10 protein-coding genes are annotated in these 12,787 nt (G+C 63.8%); 3 read left to right on the top strand and 7 right to left on the bottom strand.

The features are described 5' to 3' along the window. Positions 1 to 17 precede the first annotated feature (17 nt). Positions 18 to 260, top strand: coding sequence for a type II toxin-antitoxin system CcdA family antitoxin (locus tag E5X34_RS26220; protein ID WP_292570857.1), 243 nt, complete (start codon positions 18 to 20; stop codon positions 258 to 260). A 47-nt stretch (positions 261 to 307) separates the two neighbouring features. On the opposite strand, the gene E5X34_RS26215 is transcribed toward E5X34_RS26220, so the two are convergent. Both E5X34_RS26215 and E5X34_RS26210 read right to left on the bottom strand, forming a co-directional pair. Continuing rightward, the gene (locus E5X34_RS26215) at positions 308 to 2,149 is read right to left on the bottom strand and encodes a hypothetical protein (RefSeq protein WP_292570854.1); all 1,842 of its coding nucleotides are present in this window, start codon (positions 2,147 to 2,149) and stop codon (positions 308 to 310) included. Positions 2,150 to 2,218: 69 nt separating this feature from the next. After that, positions 2,219 to 3,517, bottom strand: a complete 1,299-nt coding sequence (locus E5X34_RS26210) for an adenylosuccinate synthase (protein WP_292570851.1) — start codon at positions 3,515 to 3,517, stop codon at positions 2,219 to 2,221. Positions 3,518 to 3,789: 272 nt separating this feature from the next. Between E5X34_RS26210 and E5X34_RS26205 the strand changes: the two genes are divergently transcribed. Continuing rightward, complete coding sequence (locus E5X34_RS26205) at positions 3,790 to 4,689, top strand: DMT family transporter (protein WP_292570848.1); 900 nt, start codon at positions 3,790 to 3,792, stop codon at positions 4,687 to 4,689. A gap of 94 nt (positions 4,690 to 4,783) precedes the next feature. Here E5X34_RS26205 and serA read toward each other — a convergent pair whose 3' ends face one another. The 5 genes from serA to glmM form a co-directional block, all read right to left on the bottom strand. Then, positions 4,784 to 6,385 carry a phosphoglycerate dehydrogenase gene (serA, locus tag E5X34_RS26200; RefSeq protein WP_292570845.1) on the bottom strand — a complete coding sequence of 534 codons (1,602 nt, stop codon included), beginning with the start codon at positions 6,383 to 6,385 and terminating at the stop codon, positions 4,784 to 4,786. A gap of 66 nt (positions 6,386 to 6,451) precedes the next feature. Next, positions 6,452 to 7,627, bottom strand: a complete 1,176-nt coding sequence (locus E5X34_RS26195) for a phosphoserine transaminase (RefSeq protein WP_292570842.1) — start codon at positions 7,625 to 7,627, stop codon at positions 6,452 to 6,454. A gap of 195 nt (positions 7,628 to 7,822) precedes the next feature. Further along, on the bottom strand, positions 7,823 to 8,602 hold the full coding sequence (locus tag E5X34_RS26190) for an outer membrane protein (RefSeq protein WP_292570839.1): 780 nt from the start codon (positions 8,600 to 8,602) through the stop codon (positions 7,823 to 7,825). A 207-nt stretch (positions 8,603 to 8,809) separates the two neighbouring features. After that, on the bottom strand, positions 8,810 to 9,622 hold the full coding sequence (locus E5X34_RS26185) for an outer membrane protein (protein WP_292570836.1): 813 nt from the start codon (positions 9,620 to 9,622) through the stop codon (positions 8,810 to 8,812). A 291-nt stretch (positions 9,623 to 9,913) separates the two neighbouring features. After that, entirely contained in the window at positions 9,914 to 11,266 is a 1,353-nt protein-coding gene (gene glmM / locus E5X34_RS26180) for a phosphoglucosamine mutase (RefSeq protein WP_292570833.1), read from the bottom strand. A gap of 358 nt (positions 11,267 to 11,624) precedes the next feature. Here glmM and E5X34_RS26175 point away from each other — a divergent pair, with 358 nt between their 5' ends. After that, positions 11,625 to 12,491 (top strand): hypothetical protein, encoded by an 867-nt coding sequence (locus tag E5X34_RS26175; RefSeq protein WP_292570830.1) that lies wholly within the window; start codon positions 11,625 to 11,627, stop codon positions 12,489 to 12,491. Positions 12,492 to 12,787 lie beyond the last annotated feature (296 nt).

Raw genomic sequence — 12,787 nt, 5'->3', positions numbered from 1 at the left:
CGATCGGAGATTCCAATATGCTTCGGCCTGGTTCCAAATCTGAGCGGAAATCAGTCAGACTCTCGATTGACACTCGGCTGATCGAAGACGCCAAGGCATTGGACATGGACATATCCAGCCTTGCCGAGGCGGCAATCGCGACGGCGGTTTCAGCTGAAAAGACGCGTCGATGGCAAGAAGAGAACAGGGAAGCCATCGATAGCTGGAATGATTATGTCAGGCGCCACGGCCTGCCCCTGGCCAAGTACCGCCTTTTTTGATCCGGTAGCAGCGATCCCCCGGGCAATATCCGAGGGTCGCTCTCTCCTCACCCAGACGTCTTCGCCGCCCAGGCCTTCAGCGCCTCGTCGAACACTTTCTCGCCCGGAATGCCCTTTTCCATGGTCAGCAGCGCGCGGCGCCCGGTCTTGTAGACCACCGGCACGTCGATCCAGGACTGCCCCCGAAGCAGCGTCAGGTTGGCGTCCTCGTCGGCCTTGGTGTCGTTGAGCGCGACGAGGAAGAAGCCGTCGGCGATCTTGGCCGGGATGCCTATCAGCGGGCTGCCGGCGTCCTGCTCCGAGCTCTTCATGGCAATGCGCAGGATGTTGTCGACGCCGCCGCCGTCAAACCCTTCCGGCGTCAGGAAGATCATCTCGATGATGTGGCTGGCCGGCAGGGTCTGGTCGGTGTTGCGCCGGATCGTCATGCGCAGCTGGATATTCTTGCCGGGGATCGTCGCCTCGGCACGGATCGCCGGTTCCGGCGGCAGGTCGCCGCCGGGCGATTCCTGCACCAGCGACCAGACGATGCTGCCGGGCTCGGCCGTGCCCTGCTGGGTGCTGGTGCGCTCTTCATAGAAGATCGCCTTCTGTCCGACCGGCACGGTCGCCTCGGCGGTCGCCGGCGCGGGCGTGGCCGGCGTCGTGCCTGCGGCCGGCGGCGTTGTCGCCGCTGCCGGTGGCGTGGCGCCAGCCGCGGGGGGCGTCGCTGCCGCATCAGCCGTTGGCGGTGTGGTTCCAGCCGCCGGCGGGGTCGGATTGGCCGCGTCGGTCGTCGGCGCCGCGGCGGGAGGCGTTTGCGTGGCGGGCGCAGGCGCGGCGCCGGTCGGCGCAGGCGCCGTTGCCGGGGCGGTCGGCGGCCGCGAGGTCAGCGCTGCGACGGATTCGCCTTCGCCGATCGTGGCTTGTCCGCCGGCGGGGCCAGGATCGGTCTCCTTGCCCTCGGGCGTCAGGCGCTGCGTGAACTTGGTCGTGTCGGCAGGCTCGCCGGCAGCGGCCGGGGCCGGGGCTGGCGCGGCCGCCGTCTCGGTCGCAGGCTTCGCTGGGGCGGGCTTGACCAGCGGTTCGGTCGAGACCGTCTTGCTGCCGCCGCCAAGGCCGAAGAGCGAGCCGAACGCGCTCTTGTTCAGCCAGACTCCATAGCCGCCGCCGGCCAGCACCAAAAGCGCGATGACGGCGGCGATCAGCCCGCCATAGCCGCCGCGCTTGCGCTGCGGCTGAGGCCGCAGCCGTTGGAAAGTATCGGCCGCCGGCTGCTCGTCATTGGCAAAGACGTCGCTGCCGTCGTTGGTATCGGTGGCGTCCATGCCAGCGAGGCCGACATCGTCCTCGCGCGGCGACGGCATCGGCGGTGGCGGAGCCTTCTGCCATGCGGCCTCCTGCTTTGGCGCGGCCTGCCAGCTCGGTTCCGTCCTTGCTCCGCTCTGCCAGGACGGCTCGGCTTTGGTGGGGCTTTGCGGCGCCGGCTCGGCCTTAGGCGCGCTTTGCCAGGAGGGTTCGGCCCTGGCGGGCATCGGCGCCGGCTTGAGGGGTTCTGATTTGAACGGGTCCGGCTTGGGGGGCGCCGGCACGACCGTGGGCGGCGCCGGCTGGCGGGAGTGGGTCGGCTGGTTCCGGTTGCGATCGATGGAGGAGAAGATATGCTCCAGCTCCGCCAGCGGATCGGCGGCGGGAACGCTTTTGGCATAACTGCGCTCGACGCTGGAGATGGCGTCCTCAAGGGTACGCTTCTGCTGATCGACGACCGAAGGCGCCAACGGCGGAACGCGATCGGCAAGTTTCTTGGCGATCGTCGCCCGCGCCTTGTCATAGACCTTCGACCGCATCTCCGGCGTGTTCTCGCTGAGATTGTCGATCGTCTTTTTCAGAACAGCGATGAAATCTGCCATGCGTCAGGTGACCTGCATTCTTCTCCCGCCGGCCGCAAATCAGCCATAGCGCCGGGAAGGGCTGTGAAACTAGTCTTGAAACGGATCGGTCACAAGTATCGTGTCGTCCCGTTCCGGGCTGGTGGAAAGCAGTGCCACGGGGGCGCCGATCAGCTCCTCGATATAGCGGACATATTTGACGGCTTGCGCCGGCAAATCGTTCCAGCTCCTGGCGCCGGCGGTGGTTCCTTTCCAACCTTCGAGCGTCTCGTAGACGGGCTCGACCCGCGCCTGCGCGCCCTGGCTGGCCGGCAGGTAATCGATCGTCTCGCCGTCGAGGCGATAGCCCGTGCAGACCTTGATCTCGTCCAGCCCGTCGAGCACGTCGAGCTTGGTGAGCGCGATGCCCTTGATGCCGTTGACGGCGACGGCCTGGCGCACCAGCACGGCGTCGAACCAGCCGCAGCGCCGCTTGCGTCCCGTGACGACACCGAACTCGTGGCCGCGCGTGCCGAGGAACTCGCCGATCTCGTTCTTCTGCTCGGTCGGGAACGGCCCCTCGCCGACGCGCGTCGTGTAAGCCTTGGTGATGCCGAGCACATAGCCGATCACGCCGGGACCGACGCCGGAGCCGGCGGCTGCCTGCCCGGCCACGGTGTTGGACGAGGTGACGAAGGGATAGGTGCCGTGGTCGATGTCGAGCAGCGTGCCCTGCGCGCCCTCGAACAGGATGCGTTCGCCGGCGCGGCGCTTGTCGTCGAGCACTTTCCAGACGCGGTCCATGTAAGGCAGGATCTCGCCGGCCACCGAGGTCAGCTCCTGCATGATCGCCTCATGCGTCACCTCCGGATGGCCGAGCCCGCGGCGCAGCGCGTTGTGGTGCGTCAGCAGCCTATCGACTTTCAAGGGGAGCGTTTCCAAATCCGCCAGGTCCATCACCCGCACCGCGCGCCGGCCCACCTTGTCCTCATAGGCGGGACCGATGCCGCGGCGGGTCGTGCCGATCTTGGTCCCGGAATTCGAGGCGGCATCTTCGCGGAATCCATCCAGCTCCCGGTGCAGCGACAGGATAAGCGCGGTGTTTTCGGCTATTTTCAGGCGTTCCGGCGTGACCTCCACGCCCTGGTCCTTGAGCTTCTTGGCTTCGGCCACGAAGGCGTGCGGATCGAACACCACGCCATTGCCGATGATCGAGAGCTTGCCTTCCCGCACTACGCCCGAGGGCAGCAGCGACAGCTTGTAGACCTTGCCGTCGACGACCAGCGTATGGCCGGCATTGTGGCCGCCCTGGAAGCGCACGACCACGTCGGCCCGTTCCGACAGCCAGTCGACGATCTTGCCCTTGCCTTCGTCGCCCCACTGCGAGCCGACGACCACCACATTGGCCATGTTCTTTTCCCTTGAAATGCCGCGCGGGCGGCCTGAAACGACAGGCCTCTATAGCGTCAAGCGCCGGCCGGCGCGACCCTTTCTTTGCCGCCGAAACCATCCCTGGAACATGATTTGAAAAGCGGGAGCCGGCTTTCGGAACCCGATCGTGCTGTCGGCGAAGCCTCGTCCCGATCAGGCATAACAAATTCCAGATTTCGCATCATTTACTTGCCGCCGCCGCCACTCTAGGCCGGCCTGAACCCGCGAACATCCCTGCAGGCCGATCCCTCATGCACCGAGCCGCCTACCTGTTCCTGCTATCGACCATGCTGTTGTGGGGCGGCAATTCGGTCGCGGGCAAGCTTGCCGTCGGCCATGTCTCGCCGATGACGCTGGTGTTCCTGCGCTGGGTGATGGCGGTGCTGATCCTGCTGCCCGTCGGCTGGCGGACGCTGCGCGAGGACTGGCCCGAAGTGCGCAGCCACTGGAAACTGCTTGCCGGCCTCGGCGCGTGCGGCTTCACCATCTTCAACGTCATCTTCTACACCGCGCTCAACTACACGACCGCCATCAACGTCTCGATCGAGCAGGCCGCCATCCCGATCGTCATCATCCTTGCCAATTTCATGTTCTTCCGGCTGCGCGTGCGGCCTCTGCAGATCGTCGGCGTCGTGCTCACCATCGTCGGCGTCGCGCTGACCGCAAGCCATGGCGACCTCGGCCACCTCTTGAAACTCGACCTCAACTTCGGCGACGCCATCATGCTTGTCGCGGTGCTTTGCTACAGCCTCTATTCGGTGGGGCTGCGCCTCAGGCCGGCAATCCGCTGGCAGAGTTTCATGCTGGCGCTGTCGATCGCCGCGCTGCTGACATCCGTGCCCTTCTTCATCTGGGAGATCGCGGCCGGCCGCGCCGTCATGCCGGACGCAAGCGGATGGGCGCTCACGCTCTACACGGCGCTCGGCGCCTCGGTGGTCTCGCAAGTCCTCTACATCAAGGGCAACGAGCTGATCGGCGCCAACCGGGCCGGCCTGTTCATCAACCTGGTGCCGATCTTCGGCACGCTGCTTTCGGTGGTGATCGTCGGCGAGCAGTTTCAGCCCTATCAGGCCTTCGCGCTGGCGCTTGTCCTCGGCGGCATCGCCCTTGCAGAATACAGCGGCAGCAGAGCGGCGCTGCAGACGGGATGATATCTCCCGATCGCGCGTCAAGCAGCCGTTGGCGATGGCTGTACTATCAACGCCTCGCCTGACGGTGCAGGCGGGGCGTCTTCATTTGCAACGTTCACTCGGCGCCGACGTCGAAGCGCAGCCGCTTCGCCGAGTCGATCGACTTGTGCGCGCGCACCTGCTCCAGCACCTTTTCCGGGAAGGGCGCGTCGAGATAAAGCAGCGCGATCGCATCGCCGCCCGGCCGGTTGCGGCCGAGCTGGAAGTTGGCGATGTTGACGCCGTTCTCGCCGCACACCGTGCCGAGCAGGCCGATGATGCCGGGCGCGTCGGCATTGGTCGTGTAGAGCATGTGCTGGCCGACTTCGGCGTCGAGATTGATGCCCTTGATCTGGATGAAGCGCGGCTTGCCATCGGAGAAGCAGGTACCGGCGATCGAGCGCGTCATGTGCTCGGTCTTGACCGTCAGCTTGATATAGCCGTCGAACACGCCCGACTTGTCGCGCTTGACCTCGGCGACGATGATGCCGCGCTCCTTCACCATGATCGGCGCCGACACCATGTTGACGTCGGAGACCTGCGGCCGGATCAGGCCGGCAAGGGCGGCGCTCACCAGCGCGCGCGTGTTCATCGTCGCGGTCGAGCCGTCGAACAGGATCTCGACCTCCTTGATCGGATCCTCGGTGACCTGGCCGACGAAGGCGCCGAGCACCTCGGCGAGCTTGACGAAAGGCTTGAGCCTCGGCGCTTCCTCGGCGGTGATCGAAGGCATGTTGATGGCGTTGGAGACCGCGCCCTTGATCAGATAATCGCTCATCTGCTCGGCCACCTGAAGCGCGACATTCTCCTGCGCCTCGGTGGTCGAGGCGCCGAGATGCGGTGTCGCCACGACATTCTCCATGCCGAACAGCGGGTTGTTCTCCGCCGGCTCGACCTCGAACACGTCGATGCCGGCGCCCGCCACCTTGCCGCTCTTCAGCGCCGCGACCAGATCGGCCTCGACGACCAGGCCGCCCCGCGCGCAATTGATGATGCGCACGCCGTCCTTCATCTTGGCGATCGCGGCCGCGTCGATGATGTTGCGCGTCTTCTCGGTCAGCGGCGTGTGCAGCGTGATGAAGTCGGCGCGGGCGAAGAGCTCGTCGAGCTCGACCTTCTGGACGCCGAGCTCCTCGGCGCGGCTGTCCGACAGGAACGGATCGAAGGCGATAACATGCATCTTCAATCCGACGCCGCGCGTGGCGACGATCGAGCCGATATTGCCGCAGCCGATCACGCCCAGCGTCTTGCTGGTGATCTCGACGCCCATGAAGCGGTTCTTTTCCCACTTGCCGGCATGGGTCGAGGCATTGGCCTCCGGGATCTGCCGCGCCAGCGCGAAGATCATCGCCACCGCGTGCTCGGCCGTGGTGATCGAATTGCCGAAGGGCGTGTTCATCACGATGATGCCCCTGCGGCTGGCGGCCGGGATATCGACATTGTCGACGCCGATGCCGGCGCGGCCGACGACCTTGAGCCTGGTTGCGGCATTGATCAGCTTCTCGGTGACCTTGGTCGCCGAGCGGATGGCGAGGCCGTCATATTGGCTGATGACCTCGAGCAGCTTTTCCTTGTCCTTGCCGAGATCGGGCAGGTAGTCGACCTCGACGCCGCGATCCTTGAAGATCTGCACGGCGGTGGTTGAAAGTTTATCCGAAACGAGAACGCGGGGCGCCATCACGGCCTCCTTGAAGGGAATTGAATGTGTCGGGAAATGGTGGCGGCCCGCAGGCCGCCACGGATTTCAGGCCGCCGCCTTGAGCGACGCCTTCTGCGCGGCGAAGGCCCAGTCGAGCCATGGCAGCAGCGCTTCGAGATCGGCGGTCTCGACGGTGGCGCCGCACCAGATGCGCAGCCCGGGCGGCGCGTCGCGATAGGAGCCGATGTCGTAGGCGACGCCTTCCTTGTCGAGCGCCGAGACGAGGCCCTTGGCGAAAGCCGCCTGACCGTCGGCATCGAGCGCCGCAACATCCGGATCGGTGAAGGACAGGCACACGGACGTGTTCGAGCGCGTTGTCGGATCGACGGCCAGATGGCCGAGCCACGACGACTTGCCAACGAACCGGTCGAGCACCGCGGCATTGGCGTCGGCGCGGGCAATGAGCGCTTCCAGGCCGCCGATCGACTTCGCCCACTGCAGCGCATCGAGATAATCCTCGACGCACAGCATCGACGGCGTGTTGATGGTCTCGCCCTTGAAGATGCCCTCGATCAGCTTGCCGCCTGAGGTCAGGCGGAAGATCTTCGGCAACGGCCAGGCCGGCTTGTAGGTCTCCAGCCGCTCGACGGCGCGCGGCGACAGGATCAGCATGCCGTGCGCGCCTTCGCCGCCCAGCACCTTCTGCCAGGAGAAGGTGACGACATCGAGTTTCTCGAAGTCGAGCCTTTGCGCGAAGGCGGCCGACGTCGCGTCGCAGATGGTCAAGCCCTTGCGGTCCGCGGGAATGAAATCGCCGTTTGGCACGCGCACGCCCGAGGTCGTGCCGTTCCAGGTGAAGACCACGTCGCGATCGAAATCGATCTGCTTGAGGTCGGGCAGTTGGCCGTAGCCGGCCTCGAACTTGCGCACGTCGGCGAGTTTGAGCTGCTTGACGACATCGGTCACCCAGCCGGAGCCGAAGCTCTCCCAGGCGACCAGGTCGACGCCGCGCTCGCCGAGCAGCGACCACAGAGCCATCTCGACCGCGCCGGTGTCGGACGCCGGCACGATGCCGATGCGATAGTTCGCGGGAACCTTGAGGATGTCGCGCGTCAGCTCGATCGCCTGCTCGAGCTTGCTCTTGCCGATCTTGGCGCGGTGGGAGCGCCCGAGCGTGGCCTTAGAGAGCGCCTCGGCCGACCAGCCGGGACGTTTTGCGCAGGGACCTGAGGAGAAATTGGGGTTTGCCGGACGGAGTCCGGGCTTGGTAGGTGTCATCATCGTGGTCTATCCTTCCAGATAGTGGCCCCTCGTTGGGGAGGGGTGGCCCACGGACGGCGATATGCTTTCAGGCTTTCGGCGTCAAGAGCAAAGTTTTTGTCGTTGTCGGGATATTCCCTATGACCAGGGTGCGTGGCCCCGAAATGAAAACGGCGAGCCGTTGGCCCGCCGTGGCATTTCATAACCCGCTTCGCTTTACCAGAGGTCGTAGCGCAGGCCGAGCTTGACCTGGTGATTGCTGATCCCCTTACGGGTGGGATAGGAGGTCAGGCTCTCGGCGGCCACATATTCCGCATTGGGGGCGGAGAAATACTGGTAGCCGAGATCGACCAGGAGGTTCTTGCTCACCTGGTATGCAAGGCCCGCATTGAGCGTATAGGCGAGCGAGTATTGGGTCTTGTTGCTGCTCAGGACGAAATCGTTGGCGGAGTCGGCGCTGTCTGTGTATGCGGCCGAAAGCTTGCTCGTCGTGCGAACCAAACCAATGCCGGCACCGACATAAGGGGTGATCCCCACATAGGTGCCCAGATCGACATAACCATTGAGGATACCGGAGAACGCGTAGTTCTTCACATTTCCCGAGCCCGAGATCGCGGTTCCCGCCGGCGCGACCGCCTCATCATCGTAGCTGACGCTGACGTGGTTGCCGGGCAGATAGCCTAGGTTGAGATCGGCGCGGAGATAATCGTTAAAATGATATCCAAAGCCGATGCTCGCGAAGTAGGCGTCCTCGCCCTCGCTGAAGCTTTCGTCGTTGATTGTTGACGGGAAGGTGAAGTCCCCGTTGTCGAAGCTCTTCTGCGGCAGGTAGGAGACATCGCCGCGCAGGTACCAGCCCGAGCCGACCTCGACCGGCTGGTAGTCCGGCGCCTGGTCGACATAGATCGGCGGATCATAGTCGGCCGACAAAGCCGGTGTCGCCGGCATCAGCACGATTGCTGCGAGCGCCAGTGCGATACGCGATTTTGATATCATGGTCCCCGGCTCCTGAAGTTGGCGCCAGTCGCGAGCGCGAGCAGAGCTGCCGTTTCAGGGAGCATTGTTAACCATAGTGGTTAAGTGCCGGTTAAGGATAACAGCCCGTTACCGAATTGATTTCGATCGATATTTACCGGCGTTGCACAAAGGAAAAACCGCCCGGCTGATGCCGAGCGGCTTTGAATTCCAGGATTCAGGAAGCGATTACTTGGTGTAGATCGGTTCCGGTTCCGGCTGATAGGCGACCGGTTCCGCGCAGCCATTATTGCCGCCGAACTGGTAGCGCAGGCCGCCGCGCACTTCGTGCGTGTTGATGCCATGGTCGAAACCTGGCCCGGAACTGCTTGTATCAAACTCGAACATGCGGCCACCCTCAATGTGGGTGAAGCGGTAGCCGGCATCGAGGATTACCCTGTCGGTCAGGCAGTAGGACGCACCGGCCATGAGAGCGTAAGCGAAGCGCCAGTTGGAGGAACCCGGATTGGTCTCGGTGGTGTTCGGATCGTGGACCGTGTCCCACTTGACATGCGCACCGCCGATGCCGGCGCCGATATAAGGCGTGATGCCGTGCCAGGTGCCGATGTCGACATAGGCATTGGCGAGCAGCAGCAGGGCGCTCATCTTGGAAACTTCGGTCGACGTTGTAAGCAGATCCGAGGTCTGGCCGTTGAAGTTCGACTTGAACCAGTAATCCGCAGTCACGTCCGTGCGAAGGTAATTGTTGATCTGGTAGCCGACACCACCGCCCAGCGAGAAGCCGCCCTTCAGATGGCCGAAATCGAAATCATTGCTGCCGGGTGGCGGCCCGTATGTAATATAGTCAATGCTGCCGAGATCCGATTTGTGGTAGTCGATGTCGCCGCGGATATACCAGCCGCCCACATCGATCGGCTGCTGTTCGACGACCGGCGGCGGCGCCTCTTCGACCTGCGGTTCGGGGAGGTCGGCCGCGAAGAGCGGTCCGGCCGAGCCCGCGAACAGCACGGCAAGCAATGCCATTCTTGCTGTCTTGAACATTCTGTCACCCCTAAGAAGCCTCGGGACGACACCCGCCCGAAGATGATTGACCTCAGGTGTGGATAATGAATTGCAAAGGTTAAAAGCCGTTTAACCGTGCCGATTAACCACGAATCTATACAATTTTAGATGGTAGGCCGTTGCTGCGCACGCATGACGAAGCCCGCCGGGTTGGGGACTGGCTTGCGGCATCAGGGTGAGTTGAGATTCAGGTCAGGCCGAGCTTGAGTCGAAGACAGGCGCGAAGCCGCCCAGTTTGCAGGCCGGCCTCACCTGAATATCAGCACACCCTCAGGCGGCGCTGCGCGTTTCCTGCAGGATGCCGACGATGTCGTTGACGACCGCTTCGACCAGTTGCGGGTCGTCGCCCTCGGCCATGACGCGGATCAGCGGCTCGGTGCCGGAGGGCCGGATGACGAGGCGGCCGGACGTGCCGAGCCGGTTGCGCCCTTCTTCGATCGCCGCCTTGACCGGCGCTTCCTCCAGCGGCTTGCCGCCGGAGACGCGGACGTTCTTGAGAAGCTGCGGAACCGGCTCGAACTTCTTCGACAGCTCGCTGACCGGGCGGTTCTGCCGCTTGATGCAGGCGAGCACCTGCAGCGCCGAGACCAGACCGTCTCCCGTGGTGGAGAAATCGGAAAGCACGATGTGGCCGGACTGCTCGCCGCCGACATTCAAGCCATGCGCGCGCATATGCTCCACGACATAGCGGTCGCCCACCTTGGTGCGATGCAGTTGCAGCTTCATGTCGCCGAGGAAGCGCTCCAGGCCAAGATTGGACATCACGGTGGAAACGACGCCGCCGCCGGCCAGCCGTCCGCTCTGGTGCCAGGATTCGGCGATCAGCGCCATGATCTGGTCGCCGTCGACGATCGCTCCGTTCTCGTCGACGATGACCACGCGGTCGGCGTCGCCGTCGAGCGCGATGCCGATGTCGGCGCGCACCTCGTGCACCTTCTTCTGCAGGCCGGCCGGATGGGTCGAGCCGCACTCCTTGTTGATGTTGAAGCCGTTCGGCTCGACATTGATCGCCACCACCTCGGCGCCGAGCTCCCACAGCGCCTCGGGCGCCACCTTGTAGGAGGCGCCGTTCGCGCAATCGACGACGATCCGCAGACCCGAGAGCGACATCGAGCGCGGCAGCGTGCGCTTGGCGAATTCGATATAGCGGTCATGCACGCCGTCGACGCGCTTGGCGCGGCCAAGCCCGTCCGAATCGGCGAGCGCCAGCTCGATGTCCTTGTCGAGCATGCCCTCGATCCGCTCCTCGATCTCGTCGGAAAGCTTGTAGCCGTCGGGACCGAACAGCTTGATGCCGTTATCGTAGTAAGGATTGTGCGAGGCCGAGATCATCACACCGATGTCGGCGCGCAGCGAGCGCACCAGCATGGCGACGGCCGGTGTCGGTATAGGGCCGAGCAGGAAGACGTCCATGCCGGCGGCGCACAGGCCGGCAACCATGGCGTTCTCGATCATGTAGCCGGAAAGCCGCGTATCCTTGCCGAGCACGACGCGGTGACGATGATTGCCGCGCTGGAACGAAAGCCCGGCGGCCATGCCGACGCGCATGGCGACCTCGGCCGTCATCGGAAACTTGTTGGCGCGTCCGCGGATACCGTCCGTGCCGAAATACTGACCTGCCATATCCTTACAGTCCCCGTCGGTTTTCAGCGGGCCCGTATTGCCACAATTGGGCCGCATCCGATCATCAAATTTCGTGATTGTATATTACCAATCCTTAGAAAAACATTGTCGCGGGCGGTGCAAGTGGTTCGACAGCCTATCACCACCTTTGATTTGGCGGCGCTACACCTGCCGACACGAGGCTTTTCGGAGCCTGGAAACCTTGGCTGGCGGCGAACCCGCAAGCAATTCATCACCTTATCAGGAGCAACACACTTTGTGACGGGTCCCGCGCCGGATGCATCTGGCGCAACCGGACATTGAGAGCTATTGATTCGGCATAGGGACACCTATTGGCGGCAGCAAGGGAGAAAACGCCATGCTTATTCATAGACTTGCAGCTTTGACGGGTCTCGCCGTCGCAACCTTGTTCATGGCGGCGCCGGCCAACGCGCTGACCATGGCCGAGTGCAGCACCAAGTATAATGCGGCCAAGGATGCGGGAAGGCTTGCCGGCCAGACCTGGAACCAGTTCCGCAAGGCGCAGTGCGGCAGCGATGCTTCCGCCGCGACCGACACCAAGGCGGCCACCGATACCAAGGCTGCGACCGACACCAAGGCCGCCGACACCAAGACGACCAAGAAGGCAAAGACCGCCGCCGCTGCCGACGACGCGGCCAAGGGCCTGAGCTCCAAGGAATGCAGCGCCAAGTACCAGGCTGCAAAGTCCGCCGGCACGCTCAACGGCATGAAGTGGAATGACTTCCGCAAGGCCGAGTGCGGCCCGGGCGCAACCGCCGCGGCCGCCACCGCGCCCGCAGCCGAAACCAAGCCGGCCAAAACCTCGACCGCAGCTGCCGCCGGCGGCAAGGGCCTGACCATGGCCGAATGCAGCACCAAGTACCAGGCCGCGAAGACTGCCAACAAGCTCAACGGCATGAAGTGGAACGACTTCCGCAAGGCGGAGTGCGGTGCCGGCGCCGATGACGACGACACCGTGCCGGCTCCGACCGAAGCCACCTACACCAGCGAGCCGGCGAAGCCGACGGTCGCCGCGCCGAAGGGCGTGAGCTTCCCGAAGGCGATCTCGCCGAAATTCGCCACCGAAAATCCGGGCAAGGGCCGCATGCACACCTGCCTCGAGCAGTACTATGCCAACAAGGACGCCAACACCCTCAACGGCCTGAAGTGGATCCAGAAGGGCGGCGGCTTCTACAGCCTCTGCAATGCCAAGCTGAAGAGCTGATCGCCTAATTATTCGAAGAGAAAAGACCCGCGCATCGCAACATGCGCGGGCTTTTTATTGCGCGCGAAGACGCCCGCGGCCTAGCGCGTCGCGATCCTTCGGATTCGCTCCATGCGCTTCAGGTCTTTGATTTTATGAATGTCTTTATCCCGAAACCGGTTCCACTTTCGGAAGACATGCTTTAGCTCGCATCTGCATACAGCAGGACTGTCGTTATCATCGGTTCGCCCACACTGCCCACCGCCAGGCTTGTCCGTAGCCGCAAAGATTCTAGTTGAACATATAGAGAACAAACA

Source organism: Mesorhizobium sp. (genome assembly GCF_004963255.1).
GTDB lineage: Bacteria > Pseudomonadota > Alphaproteobacteria > Rhizobiales > Rhizobiaceae > Mesorhizobium.
This window is presented reverse-complemented; position numbering and strand designations above follow the sequence as displayed.

What these genes read in the sequence shown, in the direction of transcription:
- E5X34_RS26220 (WP_292570857.1), top strand. Translation starts at nt 18, where the DNA reads ATGCTTCGGCCTGGTTCCAAATCTGAGCGGAAATCAGTCAGACTCTCG.
- E5X34_RS26215 (WP_292570854.1), bottom strand. Translation starts at nt 2,149, where the DNA reads ATGGCAGATTTCATCGCTGTTCTGAAAAAGACGATCGACAATCTCAGC.
- E5X34_RS26210 (WP_292570851.1), bottom strand. Translation starts at nt 3,517, where the DNA reads ATGGCCAATGTGGTGGTCGTCGGCTCGCAGTGGGGCGACGAAGGCAAG.
- E5X34_RS26205 (WP_292570848.1), top strand. Translation starts at nt 3,790, where the DNA reads ATGCACCGAGCCGCCTACCTGTTCCTGCTATCGACCATGCTGTTGTGG.
- serA (WP_292570845.1), bottom strand. Translation starts at nt 6,385, where the DNA reads ATGGCGCCCCGCGTTCTCGTTTCGGATAAACTTTCAACCACCGCCGTG.
- E5X34_RS26195 (WP_292570842.1), bottom strand. Translation starts at nt 7,627, where the DNA reads ATGATGACACCTACCAAGCCCGGACTCCGTCCGGCAAACCCCAATTTC.
- E5X34_RS26190 (WP_292570839.1), bottom strand. Translation starts at nt 8,602, where the DNA reads ATGATATCAAAATCGCGTATCGCACTGGCGCTCGCAGCAATCGTGCTG.
- E5X34_RS26185 (WP_292570836.1), bottom strand. Translation starts at nt 9,622, where the DNA reads ATGTTCAAGACAGCAAGAATGGCATTGCTTGCCGTGCTGTTCGCGGGC.
- glmM (WP_292570833.1), bottom strand. Translation starts at nt 11,266, where the DNA reads ATGGCAGGTCAGTATTTCGGCACGGACGGTATCCGCGGACGCGCCAAC.
- E5X34_RS26175 (WP_292570830.1), top strand. Translation starts at nt 11,625, where the DNA reads ATGCTTATTCATAGACTTGCAGCTTTGACGGGTCTCGCCGTCGCAACC.